21 protein-coding genes are annotated in these 17925 nt (G+C 70.6%); 5 read left to right on the top strand and 16 right to left on the bottom strand.

Features of this window, described 5'->3' with window-relative positions:
• Positions 1 to 95 precede the first annotated feature (95 nt).
• Both metK and ACLQ2O_RS10465 read right to left on the bottom strand, forming a co-directional pair.
• Positions 96 to 1289: a methionine adenosyltransferase gene (gene metK, locus ACLQ2O_RS10470; RefSeq protein ID WP_425829759.1), complete on the bottom strand. Its 1194-nt coding sequence runs from the start codon at positions 1287 to 1289 to the stop codon at positions 96 to 98.
• A 202-nt stretch (positions 1290 to 1491) separates the two neighbouring features.
• Positions 1492 to 1830, bottom strand: a complete 339-nt coding sequence (locus ACLQ2O_RS10465; RefSeq protein ID WP_425829757.1) for a winged helix-turn-helix transcriptional regulator — start codon at positions 1828 to 1830, stop codon at positions 1492 to 1494.
• A 91-nt stretch (positions 1831 to 1921) separates the two neighbouring features.
• Here ACLQ2O_RS10465 and ACLQ2O_RS10460 point away from each other — a divergent pair, with 91 nt between their 5' ends.
• A complete protein-coding gene (locus ACLQ2O_RS10460; protein WP_425829755.1) occupies positions 1922 to 2482 on the top strand; it encodes a carboxymuconolactone decarboxylase family protein in 561 nt (186 codons plus the stop codon).
• On the opposite strand, the gene ACLQ2O_RS10455 is transcribed toward ACLQ2O_RS10460, so the two are convergent.
• From ACLQ2O_RS10455 to ACLQ2O_RS10440, 4 genes are read right to left on the bottom strand one after another with little or no spacing between them, the layout of a single operon-like run.
• Complete coding sequence (locus ACLQ2O_RS10455; protein ID WP_425829753.1) at positions 2460 to 3731, bottom strand: winged helix DNA-binding domain-containing protein; 1272 nt, start codon at positions 3729 to 3731, stop codon at positions 2460 to 2462. The genes ACLQ2O_RS10460 and ACLQ2O_RS10455 overlap by 23 nt on opposite strands.
• Before the next feature lie 37 nt (positions 3732 to 3768).
• On the bottom strand, positions 3769 to 4776 hold the full coding sequence (locus tag ACLQ2O_RS10450; RefSeq protein ID WP_425829751.1) for a 1-aminocyclopropane-1-carboxylate deaminase: 1008 nt from the start codon (positions 4774 to 4776) through the stop codon (positions 3769 to 3771).
• Positions 4763 to 5434 (bottom strand): GntR family transcriptional regulator, encoded by a 672-nt coding sequence (locus ACLQ2O_RS10445; protein WP_425829749.1) that lies wholly within the window; start codon positions 5432 to 5434, stop codon positions 4763 to 4765. Before ACLQ2O_RS10445 ends, ACLQ2O_RS10450 begins: the two co-directional genes overlap by 14 nt.
• A 45-nt stretch (positions 5435 to 5479) precedes the next feature.
• Complete coding sequence (locus ACLQ2O_RS10440) at positions 5480 to 6526, bottom strand: helix-turn-helix transcriptional regulator (protein ID WP_425829747.1); 1047 nt, start codon at positions 6524 to 6526, stop codon at positions 5480 to 5482.
• A gap of 63 nt (positions 6527 to 6589) precedes the next feature.
• Here ACLQ2O_RS10440 and ACLQ2O_RS10435 point away from each other — a divergent pair, with 63 nt between their 5' ends.
• The 3 genes from ACLQ2O_RS10435 to ACLQ2O_RS10425 are packed head-to-tail and all read left to right on the top strand — an operon-like array spanning position 6590 to position 9104.
• On the top strand, positions 6590 to 7570 hold the full coding sequence (locus tag ACLQ2O_RS10435; protein ID WP_425829745.1) for an ABC transporter ATP-binding protein: 981 nt from the start codon (positions 6590 to 6592) through the stop codon (positions 7568 to 7570).
• Complete coding sequence (locus ACLQ2O_RS10430) at positions 7567 to 8331, top strand: ABC transporter permease (RefSeq protein ID WP_425829743.1); 765 nt, start codon at positions 7567 to 7569, stop codon at positions 8329 to 8331. Before ACLQ2O_RS10435 ends, ACLQ2O_RS10430 begins: the two co-directional genes overlap by 4 nt.
• Complete coding sequence (locus ACLQ2O_RS10425) at positions 8328 to 9104, top strand: ABC transporter permease (protein WP_425829741.1); 777 nt, start codon at positions 8328 to 8330, stop codon at positions 9102 to 9104. Before ACLQ2O_RS10430 ends, ACLQ2O_RS10425 begins: the two co-directional genes overlap by 4 nt.
• A 10-nt stretch (positions 9105 to 9114) precedes the next feature.
• Here ACLQ2O_RS10425 and ACLQ2O_RS10420 read toward each other — a convergent pair whose 3' ends face one another.
• On the bottom strand, positions 9115 to 9741 hold the full coding sequence (locus ACLQ2O_RS10420; protein WP_425829739.1) for a LysE family translocator: 627 nt from the start codon (positions 9739 to 9741) through the stop codon (positions 9115 to 9117).
• A 69-nt stretch (positions 9742 to 9810) separates the two neighbouring features.
• Positions 9811 to 10992: a helix-turn-helix transcriptional regulator gene (locus ACLQ2O_RS10415; RefSeq protein WP_425829737.1), complete on the bottom strand. Its 1182-nt coding sequence runs from the start codon at positions 10990 to 10992 to the stop codon at positions 9811 to 9813.
• Between the two features lie 82 nt (positions 10993 to 11074).
• Between ACLQ2O_RS10415 and ACLQ2O_RS10410 the strand changes: the two genes are divergently transcribed.
• Positions 11075 to 11464 (top strand): VOC family protein, encoded by a 390-nt coding sequence (locus ACLQ2O_RS10410; protein WP_425829735.1) that lies wholly within the window; start codon positions 11075 to 11077, stop codon positions 11462 to 11464.
• Positions 11465 to 12405: 941 nt separating this feature from the next.
• Here the strand turns inward: ACLQ2O_RS10410 and coaBC are convergent.
• The 8 genes from coaBC to pyrF all read right to left on the bottom strand — a co-directional run bounded on the left by coaBC (position 12406) and on the right by pyrF (position 17917).
• Positions 12406 to 13956 carry a bifunctional phosphopantothenoylcysteine decarboxylase/phosphopantothenate--cysteine ligase CoaBC gene (gene coaBC, locus ACLQ2O_RS10405; protein WP_425829733.1) on the bottom strand — a complete coding sequence of 517 codons (1551 nt, stop codon included), beginning with the start codon at positions 13954 to 13956 and terminating at the stop codon, positions 12406 to 12408.
• A gap of 10 nt (positions 13957 to 13966) precedes the next feature.
• The gene (gene rpoZ / locus ACLQ2O_RS10400) at positions 13967 to 14281 is read right to left on the bottom strand and encodes a DNA-directed RNA polymerase subunit omega (protein ID WP_425829731.1); all 315 of its coding nucleotides are present in this window, start codon (positions 14279 to 14281) and stop codon (positions 13967 to 13969) included.
• Between the two features lie 2 nt (positions 14282 to 14283).
• Positions 14284 to 14844: a guanylate kinase gene (gmk, locus tag ACLQ2O_RS10395; protein WP_184806067.1), complete on the bottom strand. Its 561-nt coding sequence runs from the start codon at positions 14842 to 14844 to the stop codon at positions 14284 to 14286.
• A gap of 551 nt (positions 14845 to 15395) precedes the next feature.
• Positions 15396 to 15710 carry an integration host factor, actinobacterial type gene (gene mihF / locus ACLQ2O_RS10390; protein ID WP_184795637.1) on the bottom strand — a complete coding sequence of 105 codons (315 nt, stop codon included), beginning with the start codon at positions 15708 to 15710 and terminating at the stop codon, positions 15396 to 15398.
• Positions 15711 to 15769: 59 nt separating this feature from the next.
• Positions 15770 to 16141 carry a hypothetical protein gene (locus ACLQ2O_RS10385; RefSeq protein ID WP_425829728.1) on the bottom strand — a complete coding sequence of 124 codons (372 nt, stop codon included), beginning with the start codon at positions 16139 to 16141 and terminating at the stop codon, positions 15770 to 15772.
• Positions 16142 to 16273: 132 nt separating this feature from the next.
• Complete coding sequence (locus ACLQ2O_RS10380; RefSeq protein WP_425829726.1) at positions 16274 to 16642, bottom strand: hypothetical protein; 369 nt, start codon at positions 16640 to 16642, stop codon at positions 16274 to 16276.
• Position 16643: 1 nt separating this feature from the next.
• Complete coding sequence (locus ACLQ2O_RS10375; RefSeq protein ID WP_425829725.1) at positions 16644 to 17081, bottom strand: hypothetical protein; 438 nt, start codon at positions 17079 to 17081, stop codon at positions 16644 to 16646.
• The gene (pyrF, locus tag ACLQ2O_RS10370; RefSeq protein ID WP_425829724.1) at positions 17081 to 17917 is read right to left on the bottom strand and encodes an orotidine-5'-phosphate decarboxylase; all 837 of its coding nucleotides are present in this window, start codon (positions 17915 to 17917) and stop codon (positions 17081 to 17083) included. Before pyrF ends, ACLQ2O_RS10375 begins: the two co-directional genes overlap by 1 nt.
• Positions 17918 to 17925 lie beyond the last annotated feature (8 nt).

Here is a 17925-nt window from a genome sequence, read left to right as displayed (position 1 = left end):
CACGGGCCCGGAGCGCGGCCCCGGTGTGCGGGGATGCGGTACGACGAACGCCCGCGCCCCCGGGTCGGGGGTACGGGCGTTCGTCGTACGCGGGACTACTTCGCGGCGGCGGCCTTGAGGGCGTCGACGCGGTCGAGCTTTTCCCAGGTGAAGTCGTCGCCGGTGCGGCCGAAGTGGCCGTTGGCGGCGGTCTGGGTGTAGATCGGGCGGAGCAGGTCGAGGTCGCGGATGATCGCGGCCGGGCGCAGGTCGAAGACCTCGAGGACGGCTTCGGTGATCTTGTCGACCGGGACGGTCTCGGTGCCGAAGGTGTCGACGTAGAAGCCGACCGGGGCGGCCTTGCCGATCGCGTAGGCGACCTGGCACTCGGCGCGCGCGGCCAGGCCGGCGGCGACGATGTGCTTGGCGACCCAGCGCATCGCGTACGCCGCGGAGCGGTCGACCTTCGACGGGTCCTTGCCGGAGAACGCGCCGCCACCGTGACGGGCCATGCCGCCGTAGGTGTCGATGATGATCTTGCGGCCGGTCAGGCCGGCGTCGCCCATCGGGCCACCGATCTCGAAGCGGCCGGTCGGGTTGACCAGGAGCTTGTAGTCCGACGAGTCGATCTCGAACTGCTCGAGGATCGGGTCGACGACGTGCTTCTTCACGTCCGGCGTCAGCATCTCCTCGAGGCTGATGTCGGCCGCGTGCTGGCTGGAGACCACGACGGTGTCGATCCGGACGGCCTTGTCGCCGTCGTACTCGACGGTGACCTGGGTCTTGCCGTCAGGCCGCAGGTAAGCCATCGTGCCGTCCTTGCGCACCTCGGACAGCCGCTCGGACAGCCGGTGCGCGATCGTGATCGGCAGCGGCATCAGCGACGGCGTCTCGTTCGACGCGTAGCCGAACATCAGGCCCTGGTCGCCGGCACCCTGCAGGTCCAGCGCGTCGACCGACGCGTCGGCGCGGGTCTCGTACGCCGTGTTGACGCCCTGCGCGATGTCGGGCGACTGGCTGCCGATGGCGACCTGCACGCCGCAGGACGCGCCGTCGAAGCCCTTCAGCGACGAGTCGTAACCGATCTCGAGGATCCGGTTCCGGACGATGCCCGGGATGTCCACGTACGCCGACGTGGTGACCTCGCCGGCCACGACGACGAGGCCGGTCGTGATCAGGGTCTCCACCGCGACGCGGCTCTTCGGGTCCTCGGCCAGAAGGGCGTCGAGGATGGAGTCGCTGATCTGGTCAGCGATCTTGTCCGGGTGACCTTCCGTCACCGACTCGGACGTGAAAAGGCGCCGTGCCACGGTTCTCCCTCAGGGTTGCTTGGTGTCCACACGACGGGGCCTGAGCCCCGCCCCACATGCACCGCCTCCGGCGATGCTTCTCGGCAGTATGCCAGCAGTTCGGGCCGGGGGAAGAGCCGAACACCCGAATCGTCCACTGCGTGGGACTTGCGTCTTGCATCGTGATCAGCCCCGCGTGAACGAGCCTGCTGGGGCGAACGTTTCACCTCCGCGTCTCGGCCGCCCAGCGCTCAGACCAGGCGAGCAAGGGCTTGAGTGAACGGGACAGATCACGGCCGGTCGCGGTGAGCTGATGGGCCTTGGACTCGTCCTGCCAGAGCAGCCCGGCCTCGCGCAGTTCCGTCAGGCGTGCGCTCAGCACGGTCGGCGACACGTCGTCGCACCGCTCCTGCAGCGCACGGAACCCGACCGGGCCGTCCCGCAGTTCCCAGAGCACCCGCAAGGCCCACCGCCGCCCGAGCAGGTCGAACGCGGCCATGATCGGGCGCCCGGTCTGCGACCCGCGAACCGGGCGCCCCGGGACCGGCGTACCAGCCGCCATCGTCGACCTCCTTGACCTGCAGGGATCTTGCGCTACCGAATCAGTAGCAGCATACTGCTACGCATTCCGTAGCAACAGATCGGGAGGTCGCATGTCCGCACGTGTCCAGCCGGTGGAACCGCCTTACCCAGAACGGATCCAGGCTCTGCTCGGCAAGCTGATGCCACCTGGTACGCCGTACGACCCACTGCTCCTGTTCCGTGTGCTCGCGGTGCACCCGGAGCTGGCCGACCGCACTCGGCCGATGGCGTCAGGCCTGCTCAACAAGGGATTGCTGCCCGCTCGCGACCGGGAGCTGGTGATCTCGCGCACCACGGCGCGTGCCGGCGCGGAGTACGAGTGGGGCGTGCACGTGGTGGTCTTCGGGCCTGCGGTGGGGCTGGATCGCGAGGGCTTCGACGCCGTTGCCGCTGGTGCCGTCTGGCCTGATCCGGTACTCATGACGGCGGTCGACGAGTTGCACGACGAGGCGACGTGGAGCACGACGACCTGGTCGACGGTGCGGGAGCGGTACGACGACGCGCAGGTGGTCGAGCTGCTGCTCCTCGCCGGCTGGTACCGGACGTTGTCGACCATGATCAACGCACTGGAGATCCCGCTGGAGAGCTGGGGAGCGCGCTCTCCCGCGTTCAGGCGTGCGCGCCGACCGTGACCTTGTCCAGGCTGAGAGTCGGGCGGGCGTTGACGATCTCGGCCAGGCGCTCGACTTCGTTGTCGAGGGCACGGAGTTGGGCGGGCTTCAGCGGACGAAGAGACTCGACGGTGATGTCGAGCTTGCGGCCCGACAGGCGTTGGTGCCAGACGCCCGCGACGACACCGTCGACCAGCAGGACCGGGTAGTTGCCGGCCTGGCCGCCGGCGAGTGCGCGAGTCGAGGCCTCGCCGGGGAAGACGAGCTCGCGCGGATGGCTGCCGACGGCGTACGCGTCGAAGTACGGGAGCAGCCGGACGCCGCGGGCGGGCTTGTCAGGGAAGTCCGTGTCACCCTCGACCAGCCACGCGGGTTGGCCGTCGAGCTGGACCTCTTGAAGGCCGTCCTGCTGGAAGAGCTTGGCGATGAAGGCCGGTGACGTGCTCAGCCATTTCGCGAACTGCTGCGGGGTCGCCGGGCCGTACGCGTGGAGGTAGCGCCGGAGAAGTTCGGGGAGCGCTCTCTCACCGTCCTCGGGCTGGAACGGCGGGGTGAAGCGATGAGGGTTGGTGTACGTCGTCTTGCGGCCGCGGTTCGGGCCGTAGCAGAGCACGCCGGCGGTCGCGGCGGCCGGAATCACCTGGCGCCAGCGCGGCCAGTAGACCTGGAAGGCCGGCATCACGAGGTCACCCGCCCACGAGCCGACCCGCGCGACGACCTCGTCGGTCAGTTCGTCGACGGTGAGATCGTCCTCGGAGAGCGCTCCGCCGACGGCCTCGATCACCGCGGCCGTCTGCTCCGGCGTCATCCGCATCTCCGGCGTCGCGACACCGCCCGACCGTGGGAGCGCGGAGAGCGCTCCCGTCCAGAGCGGGAGATCGTCGGTCGGCAGCAGGTGCACGGTTCCGCGCGGGCCGAAGGTCTTCACCAGGGAGCGCTCTTCCCAGAGCGCCCGCTGGACGTCGGCGCGGGTCGCCTTCTCGAGCCGAAGGGCGACGGAGATCTCAGCGGCCGACAGCATCTGCGCGTGCGCACCGGACATCGCCCGTACGACGTCCGCAGGGCCTGGGGAGCCCGCGCCGGGGCCGGGGCCCGGCGAGCCCGCGCGACCGCCGGAATTCGGCGAGCGCGCGCCACCGCCGGCACCCGGCGAGCCCGCGTCGGCGCCGGCGCCCGGCGAGCCGGCACCGCCGCCGGCGCCCGCCGTACCGGCGTGCAGGTGGTGCCGCTGCATCCGTCGCGCGACGACGGCGGGCCACGAAATCTTCATGCGGTCAGGCTATGAGCAGAAGCGGCCAGCACCTGACCTATTGGAAGAGCCCGCTGTACGCATTGAGCGCCGGCTGCCCGCCGAGGTGGGCGTACAGCACGTGCGAGTCCTTCGGGATCTCGCCGGAGCGCACCAGCTCGATCAGCCCGGCCATCGACTTCCCCTCGTACACCGGATCGATGATCATCGCCTCGAGCCGCCCGCTGAGCCGGATCGCGTCCATCGTCGACTCGACCGGGATCCCGTACTTCTCCCCCGCCCAGCCCTCGAGCACCGTGATCTCGTCGTCGCGCAGCGCACGCCCGAGGCCGATCAGTTCGGCCGTCGCGTGCGCGATCTTCGCCACCTGCGCCCGCGTCTCGTCGAGCTTGGCCGACGCGTCGATCCCGAGCACCCGCCGCGGCCGGTCCTGACCGGCGAACCCGGCGATCATCCCCGCGTGCGTGCTACCGGTGACGCTGCACACGACGATCGTGTCAAAGAAGACGCCGAGCTCCCGCTCCTGCTGCTCCACCTCGTCCGCCCAGTTCGCGAAGCCGAGCCCGCCGAGCCGGTGGTCCGAGGCGCCGGCAGGGATCGCGTACGGCGTACCGCCGGCAGCCCGTACGTCGTCCAGCGCCTGCTGCCAGCTCTCCTTGAACCCGATCCCGAACCCGGCGCGGACCAGCCGGACGTCGGCGCCCATGATCCGCGAGAGCAGGATGTTGCCGACCTTGTCGTTGACCGGGTCCGGCCAGTCGACCCAGCTCTCCTGCACGAGCACGGCCTTCAGCCCCGCCTTCGCGGCCGCGGCGGCGACCTGGCGGGTGTGGTTGGACTGGATGCCGCCGATGCTCACCAGCGTGTCAGCCCCCTGAGAGAGCGCTTCCGGGAGCAGGTACTCGAGCTTGCGGGTCTTGTTGCCGCCGTACGCCAGACCGCTGTTGACGTCCTCGCGCTTGGCCCAGATCCGCGCGCCGCCGAGGTGCGCGGTCAACCGGTCGAGCGGGTGCACCGGGCTCGGCCCGAAGAGCAACGGGTACCGCTCGAAATCACTGATCGGCATCGACGGCTCCTTCGAGCAACGGGACAAGGGTCTGCCAGTTCGCCCGGGTCGCGGCGGTCGCGCCCTCGACGTCACCGGCTTCGCACAGCGCGATGATCCGTTCGTGCTGGGCCACCGACCCGCGGCCGCTCAGCGACGAGAACCGCAGCCGCTCGACGCGCCGCAGTACGGGCGTGAACTGTTCGAGCACGGTCTCGAGCGCGCGGTTGGCACACGCGGAAACCGGTACGGCGTGGAAGTCGTCGTCGGCCGCGATCGCGGCGTCGACATCGTCCCGGCGCAAGGCGTCGGCCAGTCGCGCGTTCGCGGCCCGCATCGCGTCGAGCTCCACGGCCGACAGGTTCGGCAGCGCCTCCCGGACAGCCAGCTCGTGCATCGCCGCGGTCACCGCCTGCGCCGAGCGGATCTCCCGTACGTCGAGCGGGCTGACGATCGTCGACTTGCCCGGTTTCGTCTGCACCAGGCCGGCCTGCTCCAGCCGGCCGAGCGCTTCGCGCACCGGCGTCCGGGAGACGCCGAGCCACTCGACCAGGTCGGCGTCGTTCAGCCGCTCCCCCGGCGCCAGCGTGCCGTTGACGATCGCGTCGCGGATCGCGCGGTAGGCGTTCTCGCGCAACAACGTCCGCGAGACGAGTCCGCGATGCTCTGGTACCGGCATGCAATATATTGCACACTGCCGATCGGGATCTGTCCAGTCCCGCGCTCAGGAGTGGGCGCCGAGGACCTTGCTCGCGGCCAGCCGCACCATCACCGCCAGCTCCTCGGGCGCGACCACCACGGCGTCCCCGCCCTGGGCGAGGACGGCAGCGCACGCCTCGTTCGCGTTCTCCAGATCCGCCTCGACCACCGACCACCCGTCCTCCGCCGGCGCCGTCGCCCGGAACCGCCGGACCGCGTTGCCGCGCACCCGCAGCACCATCGGGTACGACGACCGGCTCTCCCCGAACCGCACCTGCGCCTCGGCCCAGTACGCCGCCAGCTCGAACCCGCTCGGGCGGGTGAAGGAGATCCCGGTCAGCACCGCCGAACCAATCCGGCTGAGCCGGTAGGTCCGGAAGCGATCGAGGTCGGCCTGCGGTCCGCCGCTCGACCGCGAGCCTCCCCCCGCACTCACGACTGGCGCAACGCGCAACTCCCGGCGCCGTCCGGTCTCACTCGCACTCGCGCTCGAATCCACGCCCGCACCAGCAGGCCCCCGGACCGCCACCAAGTACCAGGTCCGGTTCTTCGCCACCAGCCCGAGCGGCGCCACTGCGAACGGCTCGCCCGGATGCCGGTAGGTGATCGCGATCAGCTGCTCCTCCCAGATCGCCTCACGGCAGACGTCGAGCCATCGCGGAGTCTCGTGGTCGTCGTACCAGCCGGCGTGATCGATCAGGAGCCGCTGCCGGGCGAACTCCGCGTCCCGCCGCGCCGGCGCCGGCAGCGCCGCGATGAGCTTGTCGATCGCCTGGTCGCTCGACGCGCCGACCCCCAGGTCCGCGAGCACGTGCGCCGTCGCGCCGACGAACACCGACATCACCTCGGACGGCGTGAGCCCGGTCAGCCGGGTCCGGTAGTCGGGCAGCAGCGCCCACCCACCGCCCCGCCCACGCACTGAGTACACCGGCACCCCCGCCAGGCTCAGTGCGTCGAGGTCGCGCTGAACGGTCCGCGGCGACACCTCCAACTGCTGCGCGAGCTGCGCCACGGTCGACTGACCGCGCGTCTGCAGGTGCAGCAAGAGCCGCAGCAACCGTTCCGCACGCATGCAAAGCACTATTCCAGGAAAACAAGCCAACAGGTGGCGTCTTTTCTTCCTACGGTCCCTGTCATGACAGCCGTCGAGGTGGAAGACCTCTGCATGACCTACCGAGCACCGATCCGTGGATCGGGCTGGAGAGCGACCCTGGGCTCGGTGCTCAACCGCCGGTACAAGGACGTGCCCGCCGTCCAGGACATCTCGTTCGCCCTGAACCCCGGCGAGGTCGTCGGCTTCATCGGCCCCAACGGCGCCGGCAAGACGACGACGATGAAGATCCTGTCCGGCCTGCTGCACGCGACCTCGGGTGAGATCCGCGTGCTCGGCCACACGCCCTGGCAACGCCGTACCGACTTCCTGCGCCGGATCGCGTTCATCCGCGGCAGCCAGCCGGTCGGCGGCCCGCAGGAACTCACCGTGCTCGACAGCCTCCAGTACCAACGGCTGCTCTACGAGGTGCCTTCGGCGCAGTACGAGCAGAACCTCCACGAGCTGACTACGATGCTCGACCTCGGCGACCTGCTCGAGCGCCAACTCCGGGCCCTGAGCCTCGGCGAGAAGATGCGCGCCGGCCTCGCGCTCTCCCTGGTCTACCGGCCACAGGTGATGTTCCTCGACGAGCCGACCCTCGGGCTCGACGTCACCGGCGCGGCCACGATGCGCCGCTTCGTCGCCCAGTACGCCGAACAGACCGGCGCCACCGTCCTCCTGACCAGCCACTACATGGCCGACGTCTCCACGCTCTGCCCGCGACTCGTGCTGATCGACAAAGGCACGATCCGGTACGACGGGAAGCTCGACGCGCTCGCCGCCAAGCTTTCGCCGTACAAGCTGCTCCGGATCACCGCGCCCACCGCCGACGAGCAACGCCTGCGCGCGGCCGGCGAACTGGTCGAGCACGCCGACGGGACCTGGGTGATCCGCGTCCCGCGCGCGGACGTCGCCCGGACCACCGCCCAGCTGCTCACCGACCTGGACGTCGCGGACCTTTCGGTCGAAGAGGCTCCACTCGAGGTCGTCATCGACCAGGCCTACCGGGAAGGCGTCGAGTGAACCGCCTGCTGTTCCTGATCGTGCTGCGGATCCGGCGCGAGGTGCTCGAGTGGTCCGGCGCCTGGTGGTTCCTGCTCACGCTGACCATCCAGGCCGCGCTCGGGCCGCTGATCGGCATGTTCGTCTGGTCGGCGGTCTACCCGGCCGACCCGTACGTCGCGACGTACTACGTGGCGCTGCTGCTGGTCACGGTGATGACGGAGTCGTTCGAGCAGCACACGTTCTCGGAGAAGATCTACGACGGGACGATCAGCCACGACCTGCTCCGGCCGCAGCCGGTGGTCGTCGACGTGATCGGCGCCAACCTCGCCATCCGGATCTGGCTGACGGTGATGGGCATCCCGCTGGCGCTGCTGGCCGGGATCGCCTTCGGCGCCTCGCTGAGCTGGGTCGCCGTACTGGCGGCGGCGCCGGTTCTGGTGCTCGGCGCCGTGCTCCGGTTCTGCTTCGTGTTCGTGCTGGCGATGGCCGCGTTCTGGACCGAGCGGGTGCACGCGATCACGGGGTTCGGCTGGACGCTGACCTCGTTGCTCGGCGGGACCATCGCACCGCTGGCGTTCCTGCCCGGGCCGTTGCGCGAGCTCGGTCAGGTGCTGCCGTTCTACGGGATGCTCGGGCTCCCGGCGGACATCGTTGCCGGGCGCACCGAAGGGGTGCTCTCCGGGATCGCTTACCAGGCGGCGTGGATCGCAGGGTTCGCGGCGGTCGCCGTACTGCTGTGGCGGGCCGGGATCCGTCGCTACACGGTGGTGGGCGCATGAAGCTGCTGAGACTCTCCGCCGCCGGCTTCGCCCGGTCCGTGCAGGCGACGCTCACCTTCCGGGTCAACCTGGTCTTCGACGTCGGCCTGTCCGTGCTCGGGATGGTCGCGAGCCTGGCCACGGTCTTCATCGTGTACGCGCGCACGGACTCGCTGGCCGGCTGGACCGAGGCCGAGACCTACGTGCTGATCGGGACCTTCCAGGTGCTGAGCAGCCTCAAGAGCACGTTCATCGACCCGAACCTGGCGTGGTTCCCGGACAACGGCATCCGCCGCGGCATGCTCGACACGTACCTGCTGCAGCCCGCGCCGACGCTCTACCTCGCCAGCCTGAGCCGGTCGACTCCGCTGTCCTTGGTCCATTTCGTTCTCGGGCTTGGGGTCATCGGGGTCGGAATGGCTGAGTTCCCGGCGCCTGCGGCGATCGCGGCCTGGGTCGTCACTATCGCCGCGGCTGTGATGGTGACGTGGGCGATGGGTGTTTTGCTGGCCTGCCTCGCCTTCTGGGCGCCTCGTCTGCAGCTCGACGTGTTCTACAGCTCGGCCTGGCAGCTCGGTGGGTATCCGACCGACATCTACCGGCGGCCGTTGCGGCTGGTCCTCACGTATCTGTTGCCGCTCACGCTGATCGCTACGGTGCCCACCAGTACGTTGCTCGACGGGCCGCGGCTCGTCGTACTGGTGTCGACGGTTGCTGGGGCTGTCGTTGTCTGCCTGCTCGCTGTGACGTGCTGGCGGCTAGGTCTCCGTCGCTACACGGGAGCGACGTCATGAACGGCCGGCGTCAGGTGTTCGAGGTCAGCAGGCGGACGGCAAGCCCGCCAAAGATCAGCCCGGAGACCTGCTTGAGCCGGCGCTCGAAAGCCGGCCGTCGGAGCAGCAATTCCGAGCACGCACCCGAGGTCAGCCCGATGGCGCTGTCCATCAACAGCCCGACGACGATCAGGACACCGCCCAGGACCAGGATCTGCGCGGGTACCGCCCAACCGTGCGGGGTCAGGAACTGCGGCAGGAACGCCAGGTAGAACAGCACGACCTTGGGATTGGCCAGGTTGGTCAGCACCGCCGACAGGTAGGTCCGGCGAGCCGAGGGCCGGCGAGCCAGGAGCGCGGACTTCGCCGGCGCCCGCGACGACCGGATGGCGGCGACCGCGAGGTACAGCAGGAACACGCCGCCCAAGATCCGGACGGCGTCCAGCGCGAACGGCGCGGCGCTCAGCAGCGCGCTGAGTCCCGCGGCAGCCAGGATGGTGTGCACCACGGTCCCGGATGCCATTCCGGTCGCGGCGACCACGCCGGACCGCCGTCCACCGGCGATTCCGTGCGCGACGATGAACATCATCCCGGGACCGGGTACGACGTTCAGCACCACACAGGCCAACGCGAAACCCAGCACCGTTGTGACATCCATGCCGTCAGCCAAGCACGCCGGGCCCGCCTACGGAACCCCAGCTCCTGGTGGTGGACCGGTGCGGCTGGTTCAGGCGTCGGCCCAGGCGGCGAGGCGCTGTGCCAGATCGGCCACGCGCTTCCGCAGCTCGGGCGGCTCCTCGATGACGAACGGCAGATCGAACCCGGCGAGCAACGCGGGAACCCAGTCGAGCCGCTCGGCGCGGAACTCGACGCGGACTTCGTGGGGTTGGCTCGGGGTGACGATCGCGAGGCCCAGCGGGAGGCGGCGCTGGATGTCGTCTGCTGAGCCTTGGACGCGGACGGAGACGTGGTGGGTCCAGGGGGCTGTGGCTAGGGACTCCAGTACGGCGCGCGCTGGGTCGAGCTCGGGAGTGCGTACGGCGTGCGCCGGGTCGACGCCGGGAGTGCGTACGGCGTGCATCGGGTCGATGCCGGGAGCGGGCTCGGTCGTTGCCGTTAGCAACTTTGCGGAGGTGATCCGATCGAGTCGGAAGGTGCGGTGCTCGGCCCGGCGGTCGCTTGCGCCTGACCGCTCGGCATCGGGGGTCCGGGCGGGCAGACCGGTCGCGTCGGCGGTGGGTCCGGGACGCGGACTGTTCGCGGCGGCGGTGGGCCCGGGACGCGGACCGGTGGCGGTGGCGGTGGCGGCGGCGGCGGCGGCGGCGGCGGTGGCGGTGGCGGTGGCGGTGACGTACCAGTGGCCGGCGTGACCGACCACGCCGTACGGGGAGATCGTCCGGGTGCTGGTCCGGCCGTGGCGGTCGGTGTAGGTGAGCTCGACCGTCAGCCGGTCGCGGGCGGCCTCGGCGATGGTGAGCAGGATGCCGGTGTCGGTGGGGGTCGCGGACCGTGGTGGTGCGGTGAACGAGGACGTGGCGAGCAGGGCGCCCAGTCGGTCGGCCAGGCGGACGGGGAGGACGCGACGGAGCTTCGCGAGCGCGCTCTCCGACGCGGTGGACTCCGGCACCAGCCCGGCGCGCCGACCGACGACCAGGCCGATCGCCAGTGCGACTGCTTCGTCGTCGGTGAGCATCAGCGGCGGCATCCGGTAGCCCGGGGCGAGCCGGTAGCCGCCGTACCGGCCTCGGATCGAGCGGACCGGGATGTCGAGGTCGAGCAGGTGCTCGGCGTACCGGCGTACGGTCCGCTCGTCGACGCCGAGCCGCTCGGCGAGATCCGCAACGCGACGCGTCCCGCCGCCCTGCAGCAGTTCCAGCAGGGCGAGCACCCGCGAGGTCGGCCTCGTCACACTCTCAGAATACCGGGCGGATCCTGTCCGGTATCAACCCTAGCCTCGGCAGAGACCTCTCCCCGAGCACTGGAGACCCACCATGACCACCTTCGCCTCGGTCCGCATCGTCACCGACGACGTCGACCGCCTGACCGCCTTCTACGAGCACGTCACCGGCCTCACCGCGACCCGCCCGGCCCCGGTCTTCGCCGAGCTGCGCACCAGCGCCGGCACCCTCGCGATCTCCAGCGGCCAGTTGACGGACAGCTTGTACGGCGAGGGCGTGGTCCGCGCGGTCGCCAACCACGGGCTGTTCCTGGAGTTCCATGTACCGGACGTCGACGCCGAGTTCGCGCGCCTGGCTGACCTGGAGTTCGTCCAGCACCCGACCACGATGCCCTGGGGCAACCGCTCGGTTCTCCTCCGCGACCCCGACGGCAACCTCGTCAACCTCTTCGCCCCCGCCACTCACGCCGATCCTCACGACTGATGCCGATCCTCACGACTGATGCCGTTCCTCACGACTGATGCCGTTCCTCACGACTGATGCCGTTCCTCACGACTGATGCCGTTCTTGACGACTGATGCGATACATCGCAGCAGTCATCTCCATCGGCATCAGTCACCGCCGCCCGCAGCCGCCAATTCGGTCCCGACCGATCGAGCGACGTACGGCGTCCGCCCGCGCCCGGCTTCGATCCCGCCCCGCGGGCGATCTCGTACGCGCTCACCGCACCTCCCACTTCGTGGACCGCATCCCAGGCGACCTGCATCAACCGCTCGGACGCATGCCGCGGGGCAGCCACCGGTGAAGCCCCCAGACGTCAGAGCGATGGGCAGAGCCGGCAGACACGACGGGGCCGCTGGCGTCGGCGTGCCAGGCGGGCGGCCTGGCCGGGCACGCCAGGCAGGCAAGCGGGCGCAGACAGGCCGGCGGTGCAGCCGGGCGGGCAGCCCAGCCGGAGCCGCCGCGTCTGCCTGCCGCAGGAGCTGTTCTACCGGGCTAAGCTCGACTGGGATCAGGATCGCCCGCCGCTGACTGCCGGGCCTGGCCCCGGGCCTGCTTGCTGAGCGCCCCCGGGCCTCACTCTGATGGACGTGTGCGAAGCGGCGCGGCGGCTGCGCAACGACTGCTCCTTCAGGCTGCGCCGGGGGTGAGCGGCGCAGGTCCGATCAACCGCGTGGACGGCGATGCCGCGTCAGGTCAGGTGGATGTAGTGCGGAGCGGAGTGGCAGTTGCGTGGCGGTTGTTCGCTGGACTGCGCGGGGTGAGGGGTGCAGGTCCTGGGCGAGGGCGATGCGGGGTCAGGCCAGGTCGATGCCTGGTGCCGGTCCTGAGCATCGGAGCACAGGCGGCAAGCTCGCCGGAGCACCAGCGGCAGGCACTGGCCTGGGGCGAACGCGCTCGATCAACCGGCGTTGGCTCAGGCATCAGTGCCAGTGGGCGGCGACCAGGTTCCAGATGACGCCGGCCAGGGCGTCCTTGCTGCCGGAGGGGACGGGGAGGGCGGTGCCTTCGCGGTCGAGGATGACGGCTTCGTTGATGTCGCTGCCAAAGACCTTGCCGCCGGAGACGTCGTTGACGACGAGCAGGTCGCAGCCCTTGCGTTCGAGCTTCGCGCGGCCGAGGTCGAGGACCGAGTGCTGGGCGTCGCCGGTTTCGGCGGCGAAGCCGACGATGACCTGGTCGTCGCGTTGGCGGTCGTGGGCGACCGTGGCGAGGATGTCCGGGTTCTGCACCAGGCTGACCGACGGTACGGCGCCGTCGTCGGTCTTCTTGATCTTGTGCTCGGCGAACTCGGCGGGGCGGAAGTCGGCGGGCGCCGCGGCCATCACGATCGCGTCGGCGTCGGCGGCGCGGCCGGTGATCTCGTCGTACAGGTCACGCGTCGACGTCACCGGTACGACGTGCACGCCGGCCGGATCGGGAAGCTCCGAGTTCGCGGCGACGAGGGTGACCTTCGCGCCGCGGGCGGCGGCGATCCGGGCGAGCGCGTAGCCCTGCTTGCCGGACGAGGAGTTGCCCAGGTAGCGGACGGGGTCGAGGTGCTCGCGGGTGCCGCCGGCGCTGACGAGGACGTGCCTGCCGGTCAGGTCGGCGACGCGTTCGCCGGCCGCGCGGGCGGCGGAGTCGGCGAGCATCAGCTGGCTGATCGCGAAGATCTCCGACGGCTCGGGGAGGCGGCCGCGCCCGGTGTCGGCGCCGGTGAGGCGGCCGACCGCGGGGTCGAGCACGGTGATGCCGCGCGAGCGCAGGGTCTCGACGTTCGCCTGGGTGGCCGGGTGCTCCCACATCTCGGTGTGCATCGCGGCCGCGAACAGGATCGGGCAGCGTGCGGTGAGCAGCGTGTTGGTGAGCAGGTCGTCGGCGAGGCCGTGTGCGGCCTTGGCGATCAGGTTGGCCGTCGCGGGGGCGACGACGACGAGGTCGGCGCCCTTCCCGATCCGCACGTGCGGCACTTCCTGCACGTTGTCGAACGGGTCGGCGGTCACCGGCTGTCCGGACAGCGCCGCCCAGGTCGCCGCACCGACGAACTCGAGCGCGGCCGCGGTCGGTACGACGCGCACGCTGTGCCCCGACTCGGTCAGCCGCCGGAGCAGATCACAGACCTTGTACGCCGCGATGCCGCCGCCCACACCGAGGACCACGGAGGGCCGCTTCGGCGCATCCCCCGATCCAGCCGTGACCGGCGGGTGGGGGAAAGAGCTGGGGCCGCCCGCAGGGGTCGCCTGGGAGCTGGCGGCGCGCCCCACGTCGCCACCAGCGGCAAAGCCCGCCTGGGCGTTGCCGACGGAACCTGGCTGGGCACCAGCTCCGGAGCCCGCCTGGGCGTTGCCGACGGGACCAGGCTGGGCACCAGCAGCAAAGCCCGCCTGACCGTCCGCGATCGGCGTACCGGGTACGCCAGAAGCCCCGGTGACGTCGGTCGCCCGGTTGGGCGTGTCACCAGGGCCGTGGGGAGTGTCCCCGGGCGCGCTCATCGACGCGGGACTACTCGGTGGTGGACTTCTCCGCGGCGGCGGCCGCGGCCTCCGCCTCGGCTTCGGGGTCGATGTCGGTGCAGGTCAGCACGCCGTCGTTGATCTCGCGCATCGCGATCGACAGCGGCTTCTCCTGGACGTGGGTCTCGACCAGCGGACCGACGTACTCCAGCAGGCCTTCGCCGAGCTGGGAGTAGTAGGCGTTGATCTGCCGCGCACGCTTGGCCGAGTACAGGACGAGCTTGTACTTGGAGTCGGTGTGGGTGAGCAGGTCGTCGATCGGCGGGGAGGTGATGCCGATGGCGACAGGCTGGTTGCCAGACAAGGTCAGCTCTTTCCAGAGATGTTGGGTGATCGAATCAACTTTACCAACTGATCGGCCGCCTCCCGAACCGAGGCGTTCACGATCGTCACGTCGAACTCCTTCTCGGCGGCCAGTTCGAGCACCGCTGTCTCCAGCCTACGCTCGCGCTCCTCAGCCGTTTCCGTGCCGCGACCGACGAGCCGGCGGACCAGTTCGTCCCAGCTCGGCGGGGCCAGGAAGACGAAGTGCGCCTCCGGCATCGTCTCGCGGACCTGGCGGGCGCCCTGCAGGTCGATCTCCAGCAGCGCCGGGCGGCCGTCGGCCAGCTTGTCCAGCACCGGCTGCTTCGGCGTCCCGTACCGGGCGGCCTTGTGGACGACCGCCCACTCGAGCAGCTCGCCGTCGGCGATCATCCGGTCGAACTCCTCGTCGGAGACGAACAGGTAGTGCACTCCGTGCTGCTCACCGGGCCGCGCCTTGCGCGTCGTCGCCGACACCGAGATCCACACGTCGGGGAACCGCTCGCGGATCTCCGCGGCCACGGTCCCCTTGCCGACCGCCGTCGGCCCGGCCAGCACAGTCAGCCGAGCCTCCCCCGGCGCCTCACCACTACCCGTCGGAGCAGCACCACTGCCCGCCCGGGCAGAGGAGGACGGCGCGCTTGCGGCGACTCCCTCGCCCTCTCCCACTCCGCCGGTGGCGAGGTGAGGCTCCGCGTGGAGCTCGGCACCAGGCGCCGGCTCGCCCGAGGAAGGCGTGCTCGCCGCAGCGCCCGGCCGGCGATCGGCGACGGGCGAGTGCTCTGACGCCGGTACGCCGGGCCGGGTGAGTTCCGCATCCGGGCCGGAATCCGCGGCGCCGCCCGGCGCGGGCCTGCCGACGGCAGGCGCCGCCGCCTCGGCGGCGCGCGACTCGGCGCCGGACGTGCCTTCACCCGGGCCGACCGGCGCGGCGCGCTTCGGCTGCTCCGCGGCCGGCCGGAGATCGGCGACCGGCATGACCGCACCAGCGCCGGCCTCGCGCTCGCGCGAGCCAGCGGGCTTCGGCTGCTCGTCGGCAGCCGGCGTGTCGTTGGGCCTGTCCATGGTCATCTTCACACCAGTGTCCAACGAAGCAGCGAGGATTTCGGTCCGGCTCACTCGGCGAATTCGCGCATCAGCGCGGCGATCTGGTTCGAACCGAGGCCGCGGACCCGGCGGGTCTCGGAGATCCCGGCCCGCTCCATGATCTGCTGCGCCCGCACCTTGCCGACGCCGGGAACGCACTGCAGCAGCGCGCTCACCCGCATCTTGCCGATCACCTCGTTGGTCTGCCCCTCGTGCAGCACCTCGGTGGGAGACGCTCCGGAGTGCCGGATCCGGTTCTTGATCTCCGCACGCTCACGCCGTGCGGCCGCGGCCTTGTCCAGGGCAGCCGCGCGCTGCTCCGGGGTCAAAGAAGGAAGTGGCACCGTTTCACCTGTCCCGTTGGATTGCTTCGCAGGTGAACCTAACACGGCACCAGGCAGGCTCAACCCAGTGCCGGGACGTCGACTTTGCACGAGTCCTTGGCGTGCGTCGCGATCGCGGAGTACGCCGTGGTGACCGAGCCGGTCTCCTTGCTCAGCCGAGCCAGCTCGACACGATCCGTACCGGCCTTCTGCGCCTTCTCGGCGAACGCGATCACCGCTGCCCAGTCGTCCTTGACGTCGGCGGGCGCGCTCTCGCGCAGCTTCCGGGCGTCGTCCAGGATCTTCGGGTAGTCGGCCACGTTGGTCGGGTCGACCGAGGCCGCGGAGGCGGCGTACCCGGCCAGGTCGACGCAGTAGGCCTGTTCCTCGGTGCAGGCGGTCAGGCCGGCGGCCACGGCGACCATCGTCGCGGTCATCACTGCGGTGCGCATCGTTCGAGTCCTCAGGGGGTCGGGAGCGGTGTTGGCGACGACGTTACCGGCCGTGACCAAACCATCGGGAACAGATACTTTTCACCCGCCGGTACGCCGTACCAGCGGGTGCGAAGTGATAGCTGACAGCGATCAACCGTCGATGGTCACCTTGCACGTGTCCATGGCCTGCTTGGCGATCGCTTCCGAGGCGGCGGCGATCTTCGTGCCGCCGGCCTTGGCCAGTTCCTCGAGCTTGGCCTGGTCGCCGGCGGCGTCCTTGGCCTGGTCCGCGTAGTCGAGCACGACCTTCCAGTCGTCCTTCAGGTCGTCCGGCGACGACTTCGACAGCTTCTTCGCCTCGCTCTGCAGCTTGTCCACCGCCGCGGAGTCCTTGATGTCGAGATGCTTGATCGCCTCGGCGTAGTTCTGCAGCTCGCTGCAGTAGTTGCCGCCCGAGCACGCCGTCAGTACGCCGACGCTCATCGTCACCACCGCCGCGAGGGCCGTCATCCTGCGCATGTCAGGCGTCCTCCGCCGAACCCGAGCCCGAGCCCGAGGCCGCGCAGTTCTGCTGCCCGTCGGCCGCGATCGTCTGGAGCGCCTGCCCGGTCGCCGGGTCGATGGTCGCGTTGAGCTCCTGCAGCTTGGCCTGGTCGCCGCCCGTCGAGCGGATCTGCTCCAGGTACTTGACCAGCAGGCCCCACTCGTCGGTCAGCCCGTCCGGGGCCGACTTGGACAGGTTGGTGCCGTCGGAGATCAGCTTGTCGAGCTGCGCGGTGTCGGTCGGGTCCTGGAACGTGTTGAGCTGGCCGACGTACGCCTGCAGACCGTTGCAGTACGTGTCCTTGCTGCTCGGCGAGCCCGCGACCGGCCCGATCAGTGCCGTCACGCCCATCGCGACGGCGACCACCAGCGCCACACCGGCCGCGACCTTCCGGGTCCGGCCCGAGGCGGCCATCAGTAGCCCAGGACGGTGCGGTAGGCGTCGTTGGCGCGTGCGGCGGCGTCCTGCAGCGACACAGCGTCCGGACCGGCTCCCAGGATCTCCCGGGAGCTCGACGGTACGACGTTGCGCACTGCCGGCCCGAAGACCTCCGCCAGGCTCTCAGCGGTCGCCCCCTGAGCCCCGAGACCAGGCGCCAGCAGCGGCCCGCGGATGTCGAGGTTCTCCGAGGTCTTGGCGATCGTCGCCCCGACCACGGCACCGAACGACCCGAGGTCCTCGGCATCGGCGTTCAACGACCGCAGACCGTCCAGTACGGCGCCCGCCACGCTCGACCCGTCAGCGGTCCGCGCGGACTGGAACTGCGGGCCCTCCGGGTTCGACGTGAGCGCCAGCACGAACAGCCCCGCACCGGCCTCCCGCGCCTCGTCGATGGCCGGCTGCAGCGAGCCGAAGCCGAGGTACGGGCTGACGGTCAGCGCGTCGCACGCCAGCGGCGCCTTCTCCGCCAGGTACGCCGCGGCGTACCCGGCCATCGTCGTCCCGATGTCGCCGCGCTTGGCGTCGATGATCACCAGCGCGCCGGCCTCGCGCAGCCGCAGGGTGGCCTGCTCGAGCACGGAGATGCCGGCCGAGCCGAAGCGCTCGAAGAACGCCGACTGCGGCTTGAACACGCCGACCCGGTCGGCCAGCGCGTCGACCACGCCGTACGTGAACGACGCCAGGCCCTCCGCGGTGTCCGGCAGGTCCCACGCGTCCAGGAGGTGGGCGTGCGGGTCGATGCCCACACAGAGCGGCCCGCGCTCGTCCATCACCGCGCGCAGGCGCGTCCCGAAGGGCTGGTTGCTCATCGCAAGAT

The sequence above is a fragment of the Kribbella sp. DT2 genome (assembly GCF_049844575.1).
In the GTDB taxonomy this organism is placed as follows: domain Bacteria; phylum Actinomycetota; class Actinomycetes; order Propionibacteriales; family Kribbellaceae; genus Kribbella.
Note: the sequence above shows the minus strand (reverse complement) of the source record. Positions and strands in the feature narration are given on the sequence as shown.

Excerpts from the sequence above, each read along its gene's own strand:
- ACLQ2O_RS10420 (WP_425829739.1), bottom strand. The coding sequence starts at position 9,741 with ATGGATGTCACAACGGTGCTGGGTTTCGCGTTGGCCTGTGTGGTGCTG.
- ACLQ2O_RS10385 (WP_425829728.1), bottom strand. The coding sequence starts at position 16,141 with ATGCGCACCGCAGTGATGACCGCGACGATGGTCGCCGTGGCCGCCGGC.
- coaBC (WP_425829733.1), bottom strand. The coding sequence starts at position 13,956 with ATGAGCGCGCCCGGGGACACTCCCCACGGCCCTGGTGACACGCCCAAC.
- ACLQ2O_RS10410 (WP_425829735.1), top strand. The coding sequence starts at position 11,075 with ATGACCACCTTCGCCTCGGTCCGCATCGTCACCGACGACGTCGACCGC.
- pyrF (WP_425829724.1), bottom strand. The coding sequence starts at position 17,917 with ATGAGCAACCAGCCCTTCGGGACGCGCCTGCGCGCGGTGATGGACGAG.
- ACLQ2O_RS10380 (WP_425829726.1), bottom strand. The coding sequence starts at position 16,642 with ATGCGCAGGATGACGGCCCTCGCGGCGGTGGTGACGATGAGCGTCGGC.
- ACLQ2O_RS10450 (WP_425829751.1), bottom strand. The coding sequence starts at position 4,776 with ATGCCGATCAGTGATTTCGAGCGGTACCCGTTGCTCTTCGGGCCGAGC.
- ACLQ2O_RS10460 (WP_425829755.1), top strand. The coding sequence starts at position 1,922 with ATGTCCGCACGTGTCCAGCCGGTGGAACCGCCTTACCCAGAACGGATC.
- ACLQ2O_RS10455 (WP_425829753.1), bottom strand. The coding sequence starts at position 3,731 with ATGAAGATTTCGTGGCCCGCCGTCGTCGCGCGACGGATGCAGCGGCAC.
- ACLQ2O_RS10425 (WP_425829741.1), top strand. The coding sequence starts at position 8,328 with ATGAAGCTGCTGAGACTCTCCGCCGCCGGCTTCGCCCGGTCCGTGCAG.
- ACLQ2O_RS10445 (WP_425829749.1), bottom strand. The coding sequence starts at position 5,434 with ATGCCGGTACCAGAGCATCGCGGACTCGTCTCGCGGACGTTGTTGCGC.
- ACLQ2O_RS10440 (WP_425829747.1), bottom strand. The coding sequence starts at position 6,526 with ATGCGTGCGGAACGGTTGCTGCGGCTCTTGCTGCACCTGCAGACGCGC.
- ACLQ2O_RS10435 (WP_425829745.1), top strand. The coding sequence starts at position 6,590 with ATGACAGCCGTCGAGGTGGAAGACCTCTGCATGACCTACCGAGCACCG.
- ACLQ2O_RS10465 (WP_425829757.1), bottom strand. The coding sequence starts at position 1,830 with ATGGCGGCTGGTACGCCGGTCCCGGGGCGCCCGGTTCGCGGGTCGCAG.
- ACLQ2O_RS10375 (WP_425829725.1), bottom strand. The coding sequence starts at position 17,081 with ATGGCCGCCTCGGGCCGGACCCGGAAGGTCGCGGCCGGTGTGGCGCTG.